This window comes from Methanosarcina sp. 2.H.T.1A.6, from assembly GCF_000979455.1.
In the GTDB taxonomy this organism is placed as follows: domain Archaea; phylum Halobacteriota; class Methanosarcinia; order Methanosarcinales; family Methanosarcinaceae; genus Methanosarcina.
Genome location: NZ_JJOY01000020.1, coordinates 1 through 17,897 on the forward strand (window position 1 = coordinate 1; position 17,897 = coordinate 17,897).

The following is a 17,897-nucleotide window of genomic DNA, read 5'->3' on the forward strand; positions in this document are numbered from 1 at the left end:
CTTTAGCTGTACTTTTAGTGGGGATAACTGTAAATTACGGCATTAAAGAAAGGAAGGAATTACAAGCTTTCTCTGAGTAACGAAGTGAAGAGGGGGCTATTCTAATAATAAGCAGACCAGAGAAAGAGAAATAATAATCCTAAAAAAATAATATATTGTGCCGAACTCAGAAAAAATAACCGCCCTGAAGTTCAGGTTACGGTAAAATTTGGAAAGATCGTTTTTAAGATAATAATGAACCCGAAAACCATCATTAGAAGGGAGATCAGCCAGGCTGCCTGCAGCAGACGAGCCTGGTTTTCGGGTTCACCCAGTTTAAGTACCGCTCTTTCAATCATATTTGATTGATCGTCGCATCCTGCCATTTCAAATCAAGCTTGATTTTTCATTCTCTCCTTGACTCTCTTCAGCCGGGAAGTACCCTCCCTTTCCATCTCCTCAAGGGTAAAACGAATGTACTTCATGGTTGCAATGAGATCGGGAATAACTTTGAATTCGAGAGCGTTTACACGCCTCTTGGTCTTCTCAATTTCATTAAGAAGCCTTTTCATTGTTGTTTCCAGTTCTGCAGCGGTAATAATCTTCTCTACCAGATCCTCATAGGCTTCTGCAGTCTCATCGATATACGAGTTTGTACCGATGATACCGTAACCCCTCTCATAGAGGGATTTGCGAACTCCAGTAGAGCTGATCTTTGGCACCACAACACCCATGATGTTATGCCCTGAAAGCTGGATTTCGGGGGATTGTTTTGCTGTAAAAGCAGTTGACCTAACAGCAACCATTCCGTTAACAGCACAGGCGAGATTTATTTTTCCCACGCCGTTTTCATAAGCGGCATCCAGCTCTGTCCTGACGTTCCTTGCCTCGTTAAGAATCTTAAAGAACTCAAGAATAAGACCATCTCTCTTCATCTTAAGGAGCTTGTGCCCACTTTCAGAGAGCTTGATTTTCTTCTTGAGCTCAATTAGCTCCGACCGAGTTGGTTTTACGTCTTGAGCCATGACAATCACTGACCCTTTTTGTGTGCAGGATGGTATTTCTGGATGTACTTGTTGTCAATCCTACCCAGCTGGTTTTCAGGTAGGTGCGCAAGAATATTCCATCCGACGTCCAGGGTATCTGCAATTGTCCTATTTTCGTTTCTGCCCTGTGTAACGAAATTCTGTTCGAAGAGATCGGCAAACTCAAGGAACTTAACATCTCTATCAGACAGAGCTTCTTTACCGACGATAGCCACGAGACCTCTCAGGTCACGCCCTTCTGCATAACCTGCATACATCTGGTCAGAAACGGCCTTGTGGTCTTCCCTTGTCTTGCCTGCTCCGATACCGGAGTTCATCAGCCTTGACAGGGACGGCAGCACATTGATTGGCGGGTAGATACCTTTCCTGTGCAGTTCTCTTGAAACCACAATCTGGCCTTCAGTAATATATCCGGACAGGTCAGGAATCGGGTGGGTAATATCGTCACCAGGCATAGAAAGAATCGGAATCTGAGTAACTGATCCCTTTGCGCCTTTGACAATACCTGCACGCTCGTAAAGAGTTGCAAGGTCAGTGTACATGTAACCCGGATACCCACGGCGGCCAGGGATTTCGTTACGGGCAGCGCCCATCTGACGGAGAGCTTCTGCATAGTTGGTAATATCAGTCAGAATGACAAGAACGTGCATGCCGTGTTCATATGCTAGATATTCAGCTGCAGTCAGAGCCATACGCGGAGTGACGATACGTTCGACAGCAGGGTCATCTGCCAGGTTCAGGAACACCACAGCCCTTTCAAGAGCCCCGGTCTTTTCGAAGTCGCTCATGAAGTACTGGGCTTCTTCATTGGTAATACCCATTGCTGCGAAAACTACTGCGAAAGCCGCTTCTGATCCGGGCACAGCCGCCTGCCTTGCGATCTGCAGGGCAATTTCGTTGTGTGGGAGACCTGAGGCGGAGAAAATAGGCAGCTTCTGTCCACGAACCAGGGTGTTTGTTCCGTCGATTGTGGAGATACCAGTCTGGATGAAATCCTTTGGAGGCAACCTGGCATATGGGTTCATTGCAGCTCCGTTGATGTCCAGAAGCTGGTCAGGCACAATCCTGGGCCCGCCGTCAAGAGGTTCTCCTGAACCTGAAAGGATCCTACCGAGAAGGTCGATGGATGCAGGGAGCTTCAGGGTTTCCCCTGTGAAGACTACACCGCAATTCTTGTCCAGACCAGTAGTACCTTCAAAAATCTGGATAACCACTATGTCCGCTGAAGAGTCCAGCACTTCGCCTCTGCGGGTGGTTCCGTCAGGCAGGTTGACAGTAACGATTTCTTTATAGCCTACAGGCTCTGTTTTTTCAACAAAGACTAGAGGTCCTGCAATCTGAGTTATTGTCTTATATTCTTTTACCATGTTTACCTACCTCTCAGGGATGCAAACTCTTTATCCATCTTTGCCAGGACAGCATTCATAGAAGCATCGAAGTTCTCCTCAAACTTGACCTTGGGAAGCTCATTTTTAGAGTCCATCTTGATAATTTCCGAGACGGGAACACCTGATTTCAAAGCTTCCTGTGCAGCATCACCGAACTTCATGATTGCCTGCATGATCCTGTACTGCTCAGAGAATGGACTGTAGGTATCTATTGGGTGGAATGCGTTCTGCTGCAAGAAGATTTCCCTGATCATACGGGTAATTTCAAGCAGAAGCTGCTGATCATCTGGAAGAGCGTCGGAACCTACGAGCTGCACGATTTCCTGCAGTTCGGATTCTGTCTGAAGCATCCCCATTGCTCTTTCCCTCATAGTCACATAATCAGGAGCCACGTTATCTATAAACCAGTCGTTAAGGCTTTCCTTGTACAGACTGTAACTGTTCAGCCAGTTGATAGCCGGGAAGTGACGTCTCTGAGACAGCTTGGCATCGAGAGCCCAGAACACTTTCACGATACGCAGAGTGTTCTGCGTAACAGGCTCTGAGAAGTCACCGCCAGGTGGAGATACTGCTCCAATGACAGTAATAGAACCTTTAGCACCATTGAGAGATTCAGCAACACCTGAACGCTCGTAGAACTCAGCCAGCCTTGCAGACAGGTATGCTGGGTAACCTTCTTCACCAGGCATTTCTTCTAGACGGGAGGAAATTTCTCTCATAGCTTCTGCCCACCTGGAGGTGGAGTCTGCCATAAGGGAGACGTCTAATCCCATGTCACGGAAGTATTCTGCAATGGTAATTCCGGTGTACACAGATGCTTCTCTTGCAGCCACAGGCATGTTTGAAGTGTTAGCGATAAGAACAGTACGCTCCATCAGTGGGCGGCCTGTCTGAGGGTCTTCGAGTTCAGGGAATTCGCTCAGAACGTCTGCCATCTCATTTCCGCGCTCACCACAACCGATGTAGACCACAATTTCAGTGTCACTCCACTTTGCAAGCTGCTGCTGAGTAACGGTCTTTCCCGATCCGAAAGGTCCGGGGATTGCAGCAGTTCCACCTTTTGCCACAGGGAAAAGCCCGTCAAGGATTCTCTGTCCTGTAACCAGAGGTTTATCTGGAGTCAGTTTTTCCCTCACAGGTCTGGGTCTCCTGACAGGCCACCTTTGCATCAGCTGCAATTCGGTACCATCAGTGAGGGTACAGACTGTGTCTACTACCGTAAAGTTCCCGCTCTTGATGTCGGCAACTGTACCGGAGATGTCGGGAGGCACCATGATCTTATGTTCAATATTCACGGTTTCCTGTACAACACCGATTACTTCTCCGCCTTTTACGGAATCGCCCTTTTTGACAATGGGTTTGAATTCCCAGAGTTTCTTGTGGTCAAGACCATCTGCAGTAACACCTCTGCCAATGAAACCGCCCGTACTTGCAAGCAGGACGTGCAGAGGCCTCTGGACCCCATCATAAATACTGGAAAGAAGGCCCGGACCAAGTTCCACGGATAGAGACGAACCTGTAGAATAACAGGGCTCTCCGGGCTTGATGCCTGCGGTCTCTTCGTATACCTGGATGATGGTCTTGGGCCCCAATATCTGGATGACTTCACCCATTAAACCTTCATTACCGACTTTGACCAGGTCATACATTTTTGCCTGCAAGCCGATGGCGGTGACGACAGGCCCAGACACACGATAAATTTCACCTTTTACTTCCACAGATCAACACCTACCGCTTGTTTTATCTTATCTCTTAAACTCGAGCCTGCTCCGCTGCCTCCAAGAGCTACTACTGTGGGCTGGACAGACTCATTTAAATTTTTCCTTAAAAGTTCCGGCAGATTACCAATGTCATCATTATGCATTACAAGAATCCCGATACTCTTATCATCAAGCACTGATTTTACCGCGGACTCGGTGGTTGGGATATCAACGGTTTCATAAACCTTTCTGATACCAGCCAGCCTGAAACCCGTGACAAACTCGCTCTTTCCGATCACTGCCAATTCCATTAGATAACCACCAACTGGTCTTTAATTAGTGTATCATCGAGGCCAGCCTCTTTGCCTCTGAAAATAATCCGGAGGTTGGTGACCTCATTATTTTTATGGATAATATAGTCCATAATAGGTACAATTGAGATCGGAGATACATGCGAATAAGTGGTTGCAGATTCAAGATAGTACCTTATGAGCCTGCTTTCAACAATAGTCAGAGAAGCCGTCTCCAGACCCGCGACACTTGAAATTGCATCCCAGTAATGAGTTTGTCGAAGTTCATCGATAAACTGTTCATAAGGAAGCGATGCCAGTTTCTCGGGATTAAGCTCCAGGCCACCTTCGATCATGAGAGGCATGATCTCCTCAGACTTCTCAACTCCTGCTTTTTTCAGCCTGAAGAGGTTACTCAGGTTCTTGACATCGACTTCTAGTTTGATGAATCTTGCAAAGAGCTTACGGTCCTTAGACCTTGGCCTTCCGATTACGGCAAACAGGCTTGAGTAATAAGCCTTGTCAAGCTCGTTTTCTATGTATGCCAGGTTGGTTCCGTCAAACTCCTGCAGCAGAGGGTAGTAGTCGGTCTCTTTCAGAGCATCAATGACTTCTTGATATGTGGCCTTGGCTGCAAGTTCTGACAGGAAGGTATAGGTAAACTCACCGGCAGAAATCAGAGACTCGAGGATATCCTCAACGGATGCATTGTAAATTTTGCCGCGGAGAAGCGTTTTTACATTCCAGATGTCATATCTTTTAAGATATGCAGTGATCAGGTAGTTCAATTCTCCTGAGGTGATCCTGAGCAACTTATCATAGGTGAGCGCAAGATTCCTGTTTAATGCATGTTCTGCCAGATCGCCACCGCTGTATTTCATTGCCAGTTCGTCAACATCGTTTTTGTATTCAGATTCCTGGATAAAACGGGTGATTTCATCAATCCCCATATTGAGAAGCCGTGGATACGTTTCTTTAGGAAGCAGCTTACTCTTCATCGCACGGACACGGGTTACGGCATAAGCATAGTTAGAAGTGCCTTTTTTCTTCTTATCGGATTTTCGGGAGGGTGTTTTCCCCCAGAGTCTCTCCAAAAGCCGCATCGAACATCACCCGTATAGATTATCAGATATCTGCTTCAATGAACGCTCATACACATTTTTCAGGATTGAATCATATGTGAAATCTAACCTGATTGTCCTGTCTTCGTTTTCAATAACAACGCCGCCGATACAGTCTATATTACCAGCATAAGTTAATGAAGATAATTTCCTGGCAGCCTCTTCAGAAGCCTTAGAAGAATAAATTCTAGCACCGCTAGCTTCATACTTGTTGATGATATGCTTCAATAGCTCTTCTTTTTTGGACGCCGGCATTGACTTGATGCTTTCAACGGTCTGGCTATAAACTTTATCGAGAAGTTCCTTGCGCTTGTTAAGCGTAATTCTTTTTACTTCCAGGTTTGCACTTGAGATAACCTGCTGGTGCAGCTTTTGGAGGTCCTCTTCCACCTTGGCAAGGCTGTCCCCGAGCATCTTCTTCTGTACTTCTTTAGCCTCATTAGTGATTTCGGATGCCTTTGCATCGGCTTCGGTTTTTATACGGGAAACCTCGGCTCTTGCACCCTCCTGGATGTCTTTTATAACGATCTCTAGTCCCATGCTTACACCTCCAAATAAATATAGAGCAAAAAAGTGCTCTAAAGCTTAGAGCAGAAACTCTAAGCTTCTTAGAGTGCAACGATACCTAAGGGGAAACTTAGAGCACATAATCACTCCAGCTCTGCCTGGTAAGGAAAAAACACCCAGAGAAGCTCAGAGTGATGCTCTAAGAAATTTAAGAGCGGAATTCGCTCTTAAATTAAGCAGAATTGATAAGCAATGCAACGACAAGACCGAAGATAACGATGGTTTCAGGAATGACAGTAAGGATAAGCCCCTTACCGAATAACCCTTCGTTTTCTGCCATAGCGCCGATTGCTGCGGTGCCGATTTCCTTTTCAGCCCATGCAGATGCGAGCCCAGTTACTGTGATTGCGAGTGCTGCACCGAGTGCTTTCATTCCGTCTGCGTCCAGGAAAGGTCCACCAATTGCTAATTCTTCTCCTACCATGTTTTTATTCCTCCGTATATTTTCTAATGTATCCGAATGGGTTGTATTTTCTGCCCCCGCCTTCGTAGAATTTTCCGAAGAACTCTACGTACTGCAACCTGAGTGCATGCAGTCCGGGAGCAATGATACTCAAGACAGAGTTAAGGCCATGTCCGAGTATAAACACGAGTATTGCAGCTACTGCTAAGAAACTGATCTTGGAGTGATCCACCCAGATCATTTTAAAAGCAATATCATTGACCGTTGAAGCGATGTAAATCGAAGACAGACCAACTGCGATAATACGGGCATAAGACAATGCATTACCCATAAGAGATGGCAACTCAATCGGGCCTTTGATACCTTCACCCATGGTGAGCATCACAATTCCGAGAACCAGAATACCAGCACCGACGTAAGTCAGTCCTGAATTGCCGCCAAGGTAGCCGATTGCTGCAACGAGTACACCGAGCTGAATAACAAGCCAACTGCCTTTTTCAAGAACTGCATGCTTCATTCCGTGGTGCTTGGAGATGTTTGCAAATCCGAGCAGGAACCCGAGATTCAGTTGAAGCAGTCCTATTATGACAGTTGTTGCGATCATAGTCATTACCATGTGAGTTCTGTGAACAGGGAACGTAAATTCCTCGCCACCGAGCCCTTCAAACAGAACAATAGTTTCCCAACCCGGAATCAGGCCTGGAACTACACCATGTGCTGTATGAAGACTTGCTAACGAGAATCCTAAGAACTCGCCATAAATAATTCCGAATATAAATGTTGATACCTGACAATAGATAAGAATATCCATGAGAGGCTTCACTGCGTCTGACTTTACTGCTTTTTTGATAGCCAGTGCAATTGCTCCCAGTATCATTGCATATCCGATGTCTCCGAGAATCAGCCCATACATCAGTGGGAAAGTGATTAAGATCACTGAGGATGGATCGAGTTCAGTATACTTGGGCCTGGAGTACAGGTCCATGATCTGCTGCATCGGCGCTGCGATTTTTGAGTTGTTGTACTCAACAGGGACATGCTCCTCTTCCTCTTCATCAATTTCGAGGCTTGTGACGTATGCCTTGCCATTAGTGGCACTGTTGACTGCACTGACAACTTTGTCATAATTTTCGGTTGGAGTCCAGCCTTCGATTATGAATGTGTTTGCAGATGTAGCTATCCTTAGAGGCAATTCTGCCTTCTGACTCTCGATGCTCAAGACCTCATCACTTGCAAGGATGAAATCGGTATACTTGACTTTCAAGGATTCGATATCAGCCCTTAAGGACTCGGTCTTTCTGGTGACTTCGGCTTCTTTCTGTTCGATAAATCTTAACAGCTCGCTTGGGACACCACCTCTTTCCGGAACTCTGAGATCTCTGAATCCAAGACTCTGAAGTAATTCGTAGACTCTGTCGGCATCGTTTTTGGCTACAAACAGTACAACCACTTTTGATTGAGGGTCAGAGTACAGCTCGTAAGCTTTGGTGATGCTCGAAATCTGACTTCCATCCAGGCTTCCTTTTATAGTACCCGCGAAAACCTTAAGGCTCTCGTAGCCACGGTAATCATCAAAGTCGAGATTGATGGACAGATAAGGCAAGAGCTCCCTCTTCTGGGAATCCAGGTCTTTCAACTCATTTTCAAGCTGGGCAATTGATTCTGTTTTAGTTGCAATTGCCCTGTCCAGCTCATCCAGCTTTGAATCAAGGTCGCGCAGAACAGAGTCAGTTTTCTGAACTACCGGTTCTTTTTTTACAATCCCCAAATAATTGGAGATGGAACGGATCTTCACAAGCTTTTTTGAGACTTCTTCTGCGTTTTTAAATGGCTTGCTGATCTTAAAACCAGACTCGTCCTCGACAAAATCTTCAATATGAAAGAGATGCGTATCATGCAATGAATCGATGGTGTCTTTTAGAATGCTTTTATGCCCGACAATAACGGCCCTTGTCATCTCTTTAGGTCTACTCATTAAGGACCGCCCTCTCAAACTCCTGTACAAGGTAATTGACGGATTTGTCGATATTAGCTTGAGCTTTTTGGGACATGGCTAATGCGTTTTTTTCACCATCGTTGACGATCTTATCTCTTTCCTCCAGGATCTTTTCTTCACCTACTTTAAAAGAGTCTTGTGCAGCTTTATGTGCATCGATTTCGGCCTGCCTCAGGATTTCCCTGGCTTCGGCCCGAGCATCGGAGATGCGCTTGTTTTTGGAATCAATGGCATCGTCAACCATTGATTTAGCGCTCTCTTCCGCTTTTTTTATTTCGGATAAGATTTCATTTTTAGCCATGTGAATCTCCGTCTCTCAAAATTTAATATATAAATTAATAATTAAAAATCCCTACTCCAATGGAGGTAGTTAACAAATCCTTCGCGAAAGAACTATATAACAGCTTCGGTTTTATCGAAAAGGATGAGAGTAAATGTAATGATTATTAATTATATATAGAATTAACAGGAAATTTTTAAGAAATTTAAAAATATAAATAATAAAATATATGGTTTAAATCCAAAAGATTAAATAGAACTGTAAAAAATAATTAAATAGAAACAGTAGAATATAATTGATTAGAAAAAATGCTAAACCCTGCCTGTAAAAAAGAAGAGCAAAGCCATGAAAATAATATTCGAATTAATGTTTTAATAGATGATTTCAAGGTCATTTTAAAATAAATGTGAATTTTCAGCTTTGACTTAAGACTTTGTAAAATAAATGACACATAAGAATTCAACCTTAAAACCCATACAGCATTGTCTTTTAGAGATAAGAAATTTAAAGTGATATTAAAAAAGAAAAAAATGAATTTATTGAGAGTGAGAGATAGGACAATTATATAAAAACGATACTGTATATTCACGTTATAGGAACCTTTTTCTCATAAAAATGCAGAAATTATTTTGAAGAGATTGACCTCCTGTTTAAATAGATATTTTAAATTAGAATATGCGAACAAAACTCCAGGAATGAGAATTACTGTTTTGGATCCGATGATAAAAGAGAGTGATTTCAGAAGAAGAGTAGAAATAAAGCTTTTGCTCCCCCCTAAAAATTTAGAATGAAAATGAAAAAATAATAATTAAAAAATTCCCATCAAGCCCTAAAAATGCAGAAAAAGATTACAGGAAGATATGACGGGAGAAAGAGACAAAAGAAGAAGTAAGGTCAAAAAATCCATGAAAAGAAGAAAACCCAAAGGGAGCTAAAAAGCCAGAAATAAATATATGCCCCTTTAAAAGGGCATTAAAAAGGAATTACTTAAGCTTATAAGGAATTTTGGCCCCTTTCGGAATGGTATGTATATACTCCTTCCGGAAGTCAGGGTTTCGCATCATGCAATAGGCTGCGTCATCCTTCTTGTAGGCATTGTGCTTCCCCATGCGTTTCCAGATAGTTTCCAGAGGTTCTTCGCAGATATTGCCAAAAGATAGGGGAGTATATGCACAGGGCATGACCTCTCCGTCCGAAGCGACATGCATCCAGCGCCTGCCGGCAAAGCATCCGAAAAGTTCAGGACCCATAAAATAAGGAAAAGCTGTGACTCTCGGCCCTTCAGGTTTGCTGTTCATGGCTTTCTGGAACGTCTTAAGCCTTGATACGTCCTTTTCGCTTATTACCTCATCCTCATGTTCCATCCAGCGCCCCACTGCAATGATCTCATAGATCGACATCTCTTTCATTTCCAGATCGGCTGCAAGGGAATAGAACTCCTCAAGATCATCTATATTATGAGGAGAAACCACCACGAACATGTCAGTAAGGATTCCGGCTGCACCTGCATTTTTGATTCCCTCTATTGCATCCCGGTATGCTCCGGCCCTGCCCCTTACACGGTCGTGCTCAGCTTCGAAAGGACTATCAATGCTGATCCTGGCAGCGTACAGTCCCGCAGCCTTAAGTGCCTTTGCTCTTTCCTCAGAGAGCTTGAAGCCTGACGTAAAACATGTGGCAATTGCCTTTGTCTTGTCTACCCGGGCCACCATCTCAACAAGGTCGTTTCTGAGCATCGTCTCTCCGCCATCAAAGGAAACCATATAGGTCCCTAGGTCCAGACTCTGATCCACGACATTGCAGATCTCGTCCAGGGTCAGTTCCCTTTCCGGCTGTATATCAGCTGCCCCGCAGTGAATACAGCGGTTTGGACATCGGGCGGTAATCCCTATTGAAAACTGATCAGGAACACGCTTTTTTCTTATTGCTGCGATTTCAGCACTTATGACCCGGCTGAAAATAGGACCCGGGATAGGAGGAATCCATGTAGAGAAAATAATCTCGTCTTCACTCACGGAAATGGGTTTTTCTTCAGCAAAAATGTTGTTTATACGTTTCAGAAAAGGTTTTGCAAGCTGGGAAAGAGGGCCCTCTGCCTCGAGCACCATCTTTTCGTTATCTGTACTGGCATTTACCTTAATCACCGGACTATCGTATACTCGCATGGATACACCTGATAAAGTTAGTGTCAAAAGATGAAAACTTTTAGGGTCTAAGTAGGAAACTAGATGGTAGTATTTTTGGCATTATAGATACAGAAATTTGACAGAGTCAATTCATTTTTCAGAATGAGTAGAACTAAATCAGATATTCTGAATCATGTCTATAGTTATATAATCAGTAATCTGGAAAAGCTTATCCCTTGCAGGACATTCCCGGAATGTTATAAGAGTTTCTTTTGCGGCACTAACATGCCGCCTTACAGAATCTATAGACTTCTCTAAGGCTTCTTCCTTTGACATGTCCCTCATGTAAATGTGCGGCAGGGTTTCAGACGTAAATTTAGATTCCTTGCCCTCGACCACTTCCAGAAATTCAAGGATGTCATCAACAATCTGGTATGCAGTTCCCAGGGAATTCCCAAAGAAGCTAAAACGCTCCGCAAGAGCCTCATCAGCTCCTCCAGTATAAGCCCCAATGGATGCACTGATTGCGAATAGAGAAGCTGTCTTTTTATAGATGCATTTTAAATAATCACTTTCTCCGAAGTTATCGTCATCAAGCTTCAGGTCGAGCACTTCTCCTTCCGCCATATCCATTCCCGCCGTTCCAAAATCTCGAATTACCTTTTCCCCATAAGGGGAAATGAATGCAATTGATTTTGCAATAAGATAATCTCCACAGAGCAGTGCTCTGGAAGGCCCGAATTTTTCAGGTGCAGAAGGCAGGTTCCTCCGGATAAGCCCCTGATCCAGCAGGTCATCATGAATTAAGGAAGCCGAGTGCATCATTTCAACGGCAAGGGCTGCATTAAGGCTCCGGGAATATGAGCCCGAACAGATCTCACTGACCAGAAGCAGGATAATTGGTCGAATTCGTTTTCCTCCGGAATGACAGACATGCCCAACCATTTTTTTTAAGCCGGAGTCCTCTATTCGGGCAATTGAGTCCTCGATCCCGGCTTCTACATATCTGTATTCTTCCCATTCTTCAATATTCATCAATATTACTCCGTATACTTTGACGGGCATCCGGTAACTATTTTATTTGCCTCAAACGTAGATTCGGAAACCATTGTTCCGCTGATGGTCACCTGTTTTCCTTCGGCAATATTGGAAGGAAGGTTTCCTACATAATTCACATGTATCTTAAGGTTTTCATCATTTTCGTCTTTCAGTTCAAATGATGTCATACCAGGAGACGTTTCAAGGCTCCCATCCTCTACAATTCCCATGGCATTTATATTCTGCCCGACATAGCTCTGAGGATCAGATAGAAGCTCAGATACCGCAAGGTATCCGTCTGAAGAGTCAACTCCATATAACCCTATAAGAAATATACCAGCAATAAACGCAACGGCAAGCAATGATTTCTTTCTTTTATTCATTTTAAAACCCCGTATAACTCGATCATTACATTAACCTTTTGTTGAACTCTGCATACGTCTTAAGTAATGAAAGGAAGTAGACAAATATGAGGATCCAGCTGATTGCAAATGCCAGAATAAAGGGTTCCATTTGTATCACATCTTTGAGCTATCAGCTTCTTCAGCCCGGTTTTGAAGCCAGGGCAGTGTAAGGGAAGAAAGCTGGTTTTGAGAACTTATGTCTAGCTCTATATAAGAGTATATATTCCTTATCAGAGAAATAAGATTCCCGGGAGAAAAAGAGGAAAAATTAGAGTTTAACCCCCACAGTAAAAATAATAATAGTGATTTTAATCAAAAGAACATAATATTATTTTCACAGTATTATATTATGACACACATAAATATAAATTAGAATTTTTGCAAAGCTGACACATAGAAATGAAGTGATTTGATTTCAAAAAGTAGCAAAAAGAGATGAATTTAGCCAGATAGCCCGGAATTTACAATGACAATAATATTATATGGTAAAATACATATTTGGAGGGATTTACTCTAAAATATTCATGTTAAAAACCTATCTGGCAGGCAAGCAGGGTTGACAATAAAATTAAACTCTGCTTATAAATTTAAAATATACAATGATCAGGAAGACTCGACTGGCACTTTCACACGATTTAATGTTAGTAATCTGAATTTGCAGACTCGAAGTTCTAAACGAATCAATTTAGTAAAACCTTATTTTGTTATTTGCTTTTTTTCCGAAGATACTTGACTGCTATTCTTAATGGCACATTTTCAGCCCTTATCTGGATGCCTTTTATCGGGATGTCTTTTTATTACTATGCCATTCCAAACAATTATACAATCTCGTTTACCCACCGAATAATTAGGTATTCCACCTTTACAGGCCTATTTTATCTCGTGCGGGGGGAAGTCGCCAGACGGGTGGTGGAGGCACATTATAAAGTATGGATAGAAAGGTGGTTTCAAGGATCAAGCATAGTAAGGAGTCTTTTCTTATGGGGGACAGGTCAGTCACGGCACTGCCCATTACAGAGGAGAAATCCAGAAAGCAATTTTCGGATATTCGGAATAATATAGAACCACATCAACCGAGTAATCAGGACCACCCGATAATTAAGGAAGAAAATAGAAAGAGCTAATCCTTAACCCGGATTCGGCAGGTCTACATTAAAAGGTGAGAGTTTACAATGATAACGTTTTTGGGAAAAATATATTTCACAATTTCACTTATTAAGAGGGTTTACAATAGCAGAACAATATTCACCCATAATTTCATAAAAATAGGAGAAATTAGGGGAAGGGAAAAGGGAGATAGGCCACAATAACGCAGAAGTGTATTAAAAAAGTTACGGTGTCAAGCGAAAACATTATATTTAACAAATACCTCTAGAGGTGTTGCAGTTTGCGTTGATGGTCTAGTGGCTATGACTTGGGCCTTCCAAGCCCAAAACCCGGGTTCGAATCCCGGTCGGCGCATTTAACCCTTTTCAAATAGTTTTAAATTATCTCTTCTCTTATTTTGTCTCTAAACAAAGACAACATCAGTGCGAGGGTTGCCCAGCCAGGTCAAAGGCGATGGGCTTAGGACCCATTTTCGTAGGAATTCGTGCGTTCGAATCGCACCCCTCGCATTTCTTTTAACAGGATTCTTTTCAATTATAAAGAACCTCCGGAAAGTCCATACTTTTTCAGGATCTTTTCTACATAAAGCCAGAAAAATCCAACCAGGCAGCCGATAAACGCCCCTACGATCACATCCGAAGGGTAATGGACTCCTATAAATATCCGGCTCAAACTTACGGCAATGGCAAAAGCCCAGACTAAAAATTTAAACTTTCCGGCTCTTGGATGCAAAAAGGTAGCCGAAGCAAAGGACATGAGAGAATGCCCGCTCGGCATCGAGTATCCTGTGGTGCAGGTCACAAAACGGATGGTTTCAGGTCTTGGAACTTCAAAAACAGGCTTTAAAGCCAGTGCTAAAGCCCAGGAGGATACAAGCAAAGCAAGGAAAAGTATCGTTTCCTGCCTGCCCCTGAAATAAAAGAGAGCCGCAAGAATCAGAAAAAGAAAATAATCGAATTTAAGGCTTATAAATAGCATAACGGGGTCCAGAAAGGAAAAGGAGTTCAGGAACATCAGAACATAATAATCAAACTGAGAAAACATTGACAAACAGGACCCCTCTTAACTTTGCCGAATACCCGGACTAAAACCGATTATCTTTAATCAAGTAGATTATTTTCGGCTTTCAAACTATTTATTATTTTTATAGCGATCACATTTTGCATATCCGGATTTTCCCTTACAGAGATTTTCTTACTAGATATCTCTCTGAACTGGAATGCGCGACAAGCTTTCCGCCTTCGAGTATGGATACTGAACCATGTCCGCAGCAGACAAGGCATTTCTTTCCCTTTTTTAAGAGTTTGTTATCAAGTTCCAATATAAGGGAAATGAGAGCGTTTCGTTCTTCTCTTGCAAGGTTGCTGTCTACATTTACCGATGTCATGAGATAATCAGCCAGGAAATTGTATTCAGCCCTCTCCGGGCTCAGGCTCCTGAAGTTGATCACGGCATCCTGAGGGAAGACAAGCCCTTCCTCAGGGCACAGGTAGAAGATTTCCCCATGCATGTGCCCTCCCAGCCCCTGAAGGGCTTCAAACTCAAGGTCCCCTATCCTGAAGCGAGAAATAACCGGAAAAGCGCCCCTTTTCTCAAGTTTTTCATCCGGAGCTGAGATTTCAGGAAAAAGGATTACATTTGAGGGAGGGGTGAACCTTGAAAAGAGGTTAATCATTTTGGTATAAACCTCTTCCAGGATACAGCCCTGATTGCTGGACCCATAAGCTCTGCTGGTTTCCCGCGTAATTTTCAGGGTTTCGGGGTTGAGGTAAGAGGGAGCGGAAAAATAGCCTGCCGCCCCACAGTGGTCAGCATCTGCATGAGTAATGTAGATTCTTTTAAGCAGGCTCAGGTCCCCAAGCCCGTAGTGCTGAAGCATATTCACGACATCAGGCTGGTATATCCCGTAGCCCGTATCAATCATGACCCTTTCGTCAGGCGTATCGAAAAGATAAATATTTCCTCCGCAGGGAAGCTGGAAGCAGAAAAGTTCAATGCCGTCCTTTACCCTGACCCGCTGCACATCGGCATAAAAGCCATCTCCTGAAGTCCGGCTAAGGGTTTCCCCGACTTTCAGGATGTTCTCAAAGACCTCAACAGGATCTTTCCGCAGGTTTGAGAGCTCCTGAGCAATATGATTGATGTCGTGCAGAAATTTCATTAAAAAGGCGTCTTCTGCGTTTCCGAGATAGTACCTCAGTTTCTGGGCAAGACGCAGGTAAAAAACCGTATCATCGAGCTTTTCTCCTGTTATGTCATACTCAACAATCTCAAGCCTGTACTTTGATTTGAGCTGGTTCAGGAGAGCATCTATAAGGCCAGCATTTTCAATGTTCAGGCTCACGACAAGCCTTTCAGGATGCTGCCCCCTATCATCAAAATCAAGGGAAGTGATATTTGCCCCTGAAGAAGTGGTGTGATCCAGGAAATCGAATAAAGCTCCAGGGCAGTTAGGGAGATAGACATTGAATTTAAGATAAGTTACAGGCTGCAGGGAGGTCTGAAGGTAACCTATTCTTTCCAGCTCCCCAAGGATTTTTTGATAAGCCTGTGAAGCAGCCGTTACCTCGAAAAAGACGGTGTTCCTGTCGATCCTCCGGTCATACTGGATTCGGTTGATGTTTCCTTCATACCGCGTGATAATCTCGGCTGCCCTGTGCAGTGCTCCGGGCTTATCAGGCATGCAGGCGATAAAAGAGAACTGTTCCATGAAACATCCCCTGAGCAGATAAAAACCGTTTTTCTGGTAACTTAGATAAAATCCTGCCTTACTTTAAGCTTTCCTGTTAATGTGAAAGAGGAGGATAAATGAAGAGAAGGATAAAAATGAAGAGGAAGACAAATGAAGAGGAAAACAAATGAAAATAAATAATTCAGCGCTCAAGCACAACAGCCCGGAGCCCAAGAGCTCCAAAAACATCCTTTATCTCCGAAAGAGGATTCTTTTTCCTGTAAAAGAGATGAGAACTGCAGGCACAGTCCGTGCATCCAAAGCCCGGGGCTGAATCTCCTCCAAGCCTTCGGGCAAGCTCGCACTCAAGCCGGTCAGGAGTGCTGGCACAAACTGCCCAGGATAATTTGAACGAAGGATTCAGATGTAGATAATCTACGTGCCATCTGGGATTCCTGTCCTTCCTTAAAGAAAAGTCTATATGCCTTTTGACCCGCTTCATGCCCCCGGAACCGAGAGCTGAACCTGTATAAATATGAAAGCCTTCGGGAAAAGAAAACGTGCCCTTTTTCCCCACCTCTATTACGCAGTCCCGGTTTTCAAACACCAGACAGTAAACGCCTTTTTCGGAAAAATCCATTTTCAAAGACCTCTGTTTCTTAAGACCCCTGTTTGTTTTCAGAAACCTGAAGTTTGTTTTCGGAAACCTTAAATTTGTTTTTGGAAACCTGAAAAGACTTCTCAAGCAGAGGAGTAATCATTTCTTCCAGTTTCTCGTTTTCCTTCAGGGCTTCAACCCAGGAAGCAGGCACTGCTTCAATCCCAAGCCTTGCGCCGAGAATCCCTCCTACAACACTGCCCACCGAATCCGAGTCTCCGGTTATGTTCACTGCAGTTTGAACGGCTTTTTTGTAATCATCAGGATATCGCAGGATGCAGAAATAAGCAAGGGCAAAAGTCTCATCTGCATACCAGCCCTGCCCGATTTTCTGGAGAGCCCCTCCATCAGTCAAATTACTATGAGCCAGTTCATAAGAGCCTTTGAGGGCTTCCGTAAACTCATCAGAAATTCCTTCCGTTGCCCTCAGAAGGAGCAGAAACATTTCTTCGGGGGCTACTCCGTCAAGAGCCATTTTAACAGCATATGCTCCTGCAACGGATGCAGCATCTGCAGCCGGGTGAATATGAGTAATTCTGCCGGAAAGTGAAGCTGCTTTAACCAGCTTTTCAGGATCGTTCCGGAAGATGAAGCCAAGGATTCCAACCCGCATGAGGCTTCCGCAAGTTTTTGAGTTTAGTCCGGACTCGCCCCAGTGAATCCCGTCCCTGAGGTTCAGGGCTGCACCCCTGGTGGTCGCTCCTGCCCCAAGGTCAGGCTCATCCAGCCACAGGATAAGTTCCTCTGCAATCTTATCCATAAGCCCTGGAAGTTCAAGTTCTGCCCCATGCAGGAGCCCTCTGGCAAGCACAAGCATCAACTGGGTATCATCGGTCCAGAAAGCATCAGGAGTCAACTCAAGAATTCCCTGTTCTCCATATATCTCTTTTATCTGCTCAAGGGTCAGGTGTTCTACAGGGCGGCCAAGAGCGTCCGCACATGCAGTGCCGAACAGGTAGCCGCGGAGTTTGCTTTCGACATTGATAGTTCTTGAGTCCATATTTACCAATTATTTTGTTTTTCTGCAATTAATCGCTTTTAGATTAATACTTTCACCCCGAAAACATAAACAGGATATACATTGAAATGAAAATACAGAACTGGGGTACATCGATAAAAGAAC

The 17,897-nt window shown here is 43.8% G+C and carries 19 protein-coding genes and 2 tRNA genes; 3 read left to right on the plus strand and 18 right to left on the minus strand.

The window, feature by feature from the left end; genetic code table 11:
* Positions 1-191: 191 nt before the first annotated feature.
* The 14 genes from EO98_RS18830 to EO98_RS19535 all read right to left on the minus strand — a co-directional run bounded on the left by EO98_RS18830 (position 192) and on the right by EO98_RS19535 (position 12,447).
* Positions 192-365, minus strand: coding sequence for a hypothetical protein (locus EO98_RS18830; RefSeq protein WP_048135980.1), 174 nt, complete (start codon positions 363-365; stop codon positions 192-194).
* A 6-nt stretch (positions 366-371) separates the two neighbouring features.
* The gene (locus EO98_RS04530; protein ID WP_200895057.1) at positions 372-1,004 is read right to left on the minus strand and encodes a V-type ATP synthase subunit D; all 633 of its coding nucleotides are present in this window, start codon (positions 1,002-1,004) and stop codon (positions 372-374) included.
* A 5-nt stretch (positions 1,005-1,009) separates the two neighbouring features.
* Complete coding sequence (locus EO98_RS04535) at positions 1,010-2,392, minus strand: ATP synthase subunit B (RefSeq protein ID WP_048143102.1); 1,383 nt, start codon at positions 2,390-2,392, stop codon at positions 1,010-1,012.
* A gap of 2 nt (positions 2,393-2,394) precedes the next feature.
* A complete protein-coding gene (locus EO98_RS04540; RefSeq protein WP_048143104.1) occupies positions 2,395-4,131 on the minus strand; it encodes an ATP synthase subunit A in 1,737 nt (578 codons plus the stop codon).
* Positions 4,122-4,424, minus strand: coding sequence for a V-type ATP synthase subunit F (locus EO98_RS04545; protein ID WP_048143106.1), 303 nt, complete (start codon positions 4,422-4,424; stop codon positions 4,122-4,124). Before EO98_RS04545 ends, EO98_RS04540 begins: the two co-directional genes overlap by 10 nt.
* Positions 4,424-5,506 (minus strand): V-type ATP synthase subunit C, encoded by a 1,083-nt coding sequence (locus EO98_RS04550; protein WP_048143108.1) that lies wholly within the window; start codon positions 5,504-5,506, stop codon positions 4,424-4,426. Before EO98_RS04550 ends, EO98_RS04545 begins: the two co-directional genes overlap by 1 nt.
* 6 nt (positions 5,507-5,512) lie before the next feature.
* On the minus strand, positions 5,513-6,064 hold the full coding sequence (locus tag EO98_RS04555; RefSeq protein ID WP_048143110.1) for a V-type ATP synthase subunit E: 552 nt from the start codon (positions 6,062-6,064) through the stop codon (positions 5,513-5,515).
* Between the two features lie 199 nt (positions 6,065-6,263).
* Positions 6,264-6,515, minus strand: coding sequence for an ATP synthase (locus EO98_RS04560; protein ID WP_048143112.1), 252 nt, complete (start codon positions 6,513-6,515; stop codon positions 6,264-6,266).
* A 4-nt stretch (positions 6,516-6,519) separates the two neighbouring features.
* Positions 6,520-8,469, minus strand: a complete 1,950-nt coding sequence (locus tag EO98_RS04565) for a V-type ATP synthase subunit I (protein WP_200895240.1) — start codon at positions 8,467-8,469, stop codon at positions 6,520-6,522.
* Positions 8,462-8,791, minus strand: a complete 330-nt coding sequence (gene ahaH, locus EO98_RS04570; protein ID WP_048135999.1) for an ATP synthase archaeal subunit H — start codon at positions 8,789-8,791, stop codon at positions 8,462-8,464. The genes EO98_RS04565 and ahaH overlap by 8 nt, the downstream gene beginning before the upstream one ends.
* 962 nt (positions 8,792-9,753) lie before the next feature.
* Complete coding sequence (locus EO98_RS04575) at positions 9,754-10,935, minus strand: radical SAM protein (RefSeq protein WP_048136001.1); 1,182 nt, start codon at positions 10,933-10,935, stop codon at positions 9,754-9,756.
* Between the two features lie 138 nt (positions 10,936-11,073).
* On the minus strand, positions 11,074-11,961 hold the full coding sequence (locus EO98_RS04580; protein WP_048143115.1) for a geranylfarnesyl diphosphate synthase: 888 nt from the start codon (positions 11,959-11,961) through the stop codon (positions 11,074-11,076).
* On the minus strand, positions 11,937-12,317 hold the full coding sequence (locus tag EO98_RS04585) for a cytochrome c maturation protein CcmE (protein WP_048143117.1): 381 nt from the start codon (positions 12,315-12,317) through the stop codon (positions 11,937-11,939). Before EO98_RS04585 ends, EO98_RS04580 begins: the two co-directional genes overlap by 25 nt.
* Before the next feature lie 25 nt (positions 12,318-12,342).
* A complete protein-coding gene (locus tag EO98_RS19535) occupies positions 12,343-12,447 on the minus strand; it encodes a CcmD family protein (RefSeq protein ID WP_082098471.1) in 105 nt (34 codons plus the stop codon).
* Positions 12,448-13,510: 1,063 nt separating this feature from the next.
* Here EO98_RS19535 and EO98_RS18230 point away from each other — a divergent pair.
* The 3 genes from EO98_RS18230 (at position 13,511) to EO98_RS04595 (ending at position 13,954) form a co-directional block, all read left to right on the plus strand.
* A complete protein-coding gene (locus tag EO98_RS18230; RefSeq protein WP_156161020.1) occupies positions 13,511-13,648 on the plus strand; it encodes a hypothetical protein in 138 nt (45 codons plus the stop codon).
* A gap of 79 nt (positions 13,649-13,727) precedes the next feature.
* Positions 13,728-13,799: transfer RNA gene (locus EO98_RS04590), tRNA-Gly, on the plus strand.
* 70 nt (positions 13,800-13,869) lie between these two features.
* Positions 13,870-13,954, plus strand: a tRNA-Leu gene (locus tag EO98_RS04595).
* A 25-nt stretch (positions 13,955-13,979) separates the two neighbouring features.
* Here the strand turns inward: EO98_RS04595 and EO98_RS04600 are convergent.
* The 4 genes from EO98_RS04600 to EO98_RS04615 all read right to left on the minus strand — a co-directional run bounded on the left by EO98_RS04600 (position 13,980) and on the right by EO98_RS04615 (position 17,774).
* Positions 13,980-14,489 carry a phosphatase PAP2 family protein gene (locus tag EO98_RS04600; protein WP_048143119.1) on the minus strand — a complete coding sequence of 170 codons (510 nt, stop codon included), beginning with the start codon at positions 14,487-14,489 and terminating at the stop codon, positions 13,980-13,982.
* 136 nt (positions 14,490-14,625) lie between these two features.
* Positions 14,626-16,155, minus strand: a complete 1,530-nt coding sequence (locus EO98_RS04605; protein ID WP_048143121.1) for an MBL fold metallo-hydrolase — start codon at positions 16,153-16,155, stop codon at positions 14,626-14,628.
* Between the two features lie 163 nt (positions 16,156-16,318).
* Positions 16,319-16,756 (minus strand): DUF123 domain-containing protein, encoded by a 438-nt coding sequence (locus tag EO98_RS04610; RefSeq protein WP_048143123.1) that lies wholly within the window; start codon positions 16,754-16,756, stop codon positions 16,319-16,321.
* A 19-nt stretch (positions 16,757-16,775) separates the two neighbouring features.
* Positions 16,776-17,774 carry an ADP-ribosylglycohydrolase family protein gene (locus tag EO98_RS04615; RefSeq protein ID WP_048143145.1) on the minus strand — a complete coding sequence of 333 codons (999 nt, stop codon included), beginning with the start codon at positions 17,772-17,774 and terminating at the stop codon, positions 16,776-16,778.
* Positions 17,775-17,897 lie beyond the last annotated feature (123 nt).

Bases quoted from the DNA above. Each gene is read 5' to 3' on its own strand.
- EO98_RS18830 (WP_048135980.1), bottom strand. From the start codon at position 365: ATGGCAGGATGCGACGATCAATCAAATATGATTGAAAGAGCGGTACTT.
- EO98_RS04530 (WP_200895057.1), bottom strand. From the start codon at position 1,004: ATGGCTCAAGACGTAAAACCAACTCGGTCGGAGCTAATTGAGCTCAAG.
- EO98_RS04535 (WP_048143102.1), bottom strand. From the start codon at position 2,392: ATGGTAAAAGAATATAAGACAATAACTCAGATTGCAGGACCTCTAGTC.
- EO98_RS04545 (WP_048143106.1), bottom strand. From the start codon at position 4,424: ATGGAATTGGCAGTGATCGGAAAGAGCGAGTTTGTCACGGGTTTCAGG.
- EO98_RS04550 (WP_048143108.1), bottom strand. From the start codon at position 5,506: ATGCGGCTTTTGGAGAGACTCTGGGGGAAAACACCCTCCCGAAAATCC.
- EO98_RS04555 (WP_048143110.1), bottom strand. From the start codon at position 6,064: ATGGGACTAGAGATCGTTATAAAAGACATCCAGGAGGGTGCAAGAGCC.
- EO98_RS04560 (WP_048143112.1), bottom strand. From the start codon at position 6,515: ATGGTAGGAGAAGAATTAGCAATTGGTGGACCTTTCCTGGACGCAGAC.
- EO98_RS04565 (WP_200895240.1), bottom strand. From the start codon at position 8,469: ATGAGTAGACCTAAAGAGATGACAAGGGCCGTTATTGTCGGGCATAAA.
- ahaH (WP_048135999.1), bottom strand. From the start codon at position 8,791: ATGGCTAAAAATGAAATCTTATCCGAAATAAAAAAAGCGGAAGAGAGC.
- EO98_RS04575 (WP_048136001.1), bottom strand. From the start codon at position 10,935: ATGCGAGTATACGATAGTCCGGTGATTAAGGTAAATGCCAGTACAGAT.
- EO98_RS04580 (WP_048143115.1), bottom strand. From the start codon at position 11,961: ATGCCCGTCAAAGTATACGGAGTAATATTGATGAATATTGAAGAATGG.
- EO98_RS04585 (WP_048143117.1), bottom strand. From the start codon at position 12,317: ATGAATAAAAGAAAGAAATCATTGCTTGCCGTTGCGTTTATTGCTGGT.
- EO98_RS19535 (WP_082098471.1), bottom strand. From the start codon at position 12,447: ATGGAACCCTTTATTCTGGCATTTGCAATCAGCTGGATCCTCATATTT.
- EO98_RS18230 (WP_156161020.1), top strand. From the start codon at position 13,511: ATGATAACGTTTTTGGGAAAAATATATTTCACAATTTCACTTATTAAG.
- EO98_RS04600 (WP_048143119.1), bottom strand. From the start codon at position 14,489: ATGTTTTCTCAGTTTGATTATTATGTTCTGATGTTCCTGAACTCCTTT.
- EO98_RS04605 (WP_048143121.1), bottom strand. From the start codon at position 16,155: ATGGAACAGTTCTCTTTTATCGCCTGCATGCCTGATAAGCCCGGAGCA.
- EO98_RS04610 (WP_048143123.1), bottom strand. From the start codon at position 16,756: ATGGATTTTTCCGAAAAAGGCGTTTACTGTCTGGTGTTTGAAAACCGG.
- EO98_RS04615 (WP_048143145.1), bottom strand. From the start codon at position 17,774: ATGGACTCAAGAACTATCAATGTCGAAAGCAAACTCCGCGGCTACCTG.